We start from the raw sequence: 1,470 nt of genomic DNA, 5'->3' as shown, positions 1-1,470 counted from the left end.
CAGATCGTTTGATTGCGGCATGGGGCTCTCCATCGGGTTGGTTGGAAGCGCCGAAAGTGCCACCTTCGCCGCCAGCCCCATAGCATCTTAAATGTGAGATTGCGGCGACTTCTCCAGAAAATGAGACCGGTAATTTCTCTGGGGATACTGCGGGCACCCTTCCGACAGCCAGAGCCAAACGTGCGCCCATTATACCAACGGTCTCGGGTGCTGACTCTTTCGTGATTTTGGAGCGTCGCCCAACCGTGATTCCGTGTTGCCGAAGGAGATTCGGCCATGGGATCAGCGGTGAAGTTACGAACGGACTATTCGGCGACGGAACTGCGCCGCCTCGCGCGTGGGTCGAAGGATGTGCGGCAGAGCAGCCGGCTATTGTCGATCGCTGCGGTACTGGACGGCATGAGCCGGGCAGACGCGGGGCGGATTGGCGGCATGGACCGCCAGACGCTGCGGGACTGGGTGCACCGGTTCAACGCGACCGGCCCCGATGGCCTTGTCGACCACTGGTCGTCGGGCCCGCCGTGCCGGCTGTCGCCTGAACAGAATGCTGAACTGGCGGCAATCGTGGAGAGGGGGCCGGATCGCGCCGTCGACGGCGTCGTGCGCTGGCGGCGCATCGACCTAAAGCGCGTCATCAAGGAGCGTTTCGGCATCGATTACGATACCCGCTATGTCGGGAAGCTGCTGCACAAGCTCGGCTTCTCGCATATGAGCGCCCGGCCGCACCACCCGGCGCAGGACGCCCATATCATCGAAGAGTTCAAAAAAACTGGCAGCGCACGCTGAAGGCGCATCTTTGCGACCTGCCGCCGCGTACGAAGGTGGAACTCTGGTTCCAGGATGAAGCCAGGATAGGTCAGAAGAACGGCATCACAAGGCAGTGGGCCAGGCGCGGCACGCGGCCGCGACAGCCAGCCGACCAGCGATACAAGAGCGCATATCTGTTCGGCGCCATCTGCCCGGCGCGGGGCACCGGGGCAGCTCTCGCGCTGCCGTTTGCCGACACTGAGGCCATGCAACTCCATATCGACGAGATCAGCCGCCATGTCGAAAAGGGCGCGCATGCCGTGCTCATCATGGATCGCGCCGGATGGCACACCACCGCCAACCTCAACATGCCGCGCAACATCACGCCGATCTTCCTGCCCTCGCGTGCGCCCGAATTGAACCCGGTCGAGAATGTCTGGCAGTACATGCGGCAGAACTGGCTCTCAAACCGCGTCTTCGAAAGCTACGATGCCATTATCGACGCCGCATGCGATGCCTGGCACAAGCTACTCGCCGCTCCCGAAACAATCACATCGATCGGAATGCGAGAATGGGCTCATGTCGGTCAAACTCCATGACTCTTGGTATTATTCAAGCCCAGCCGATCGCGAAGTTCGCAATTGATCTCCGCCGTCCGGACTTGCATGAGCATGTGGGCCCCGTAGGAGGACCTGCGCATCTGCTGCTTTTTGACCATCCGCT

At 61.4% G+C, this 1,470-nt stretch carries 1 protein-coding gene; it reads left to right on the top strand.

Annotation, left to right across the window (positions count from 1 at the left end):
* The first annotated feature begins 276 nt into the window (after positions 1 to 276).
* Positions 277 to 1,346, top strand: a protein-coding gene (locus tag ACFFNA_RS22505; RefSeq protein ID WP_378921754.1) for an IS630 family transposase whose coding sequence is annotated in 2 segments (ribosomal slippage) — positions 277 to 763 and positions 763 to 1,346 — 1,071 coding nt in all. Because the reading frame shifts where the segments join, the coding sequence is not laid out codon by codon here.
* The last annotated feature ends 124 nt before the right edge of the window (positions 1,347 to 1,470 follow it).

Source organism: Mesorhizobium kowhaii (assembly GCF_042431665.1).
GTDB lineage: Bacteria > Pseudomonadota > Alphaproteobacteria > Rhizobiales > Rhizobiaceae > Mesorhizobium > Mesorhizobium kowhaii.
The sequence above is the reverse complement of the archived record's forward strand: the minus strand, read 5'-3'. Positions and strand labels throughout refer to the sequence as shown.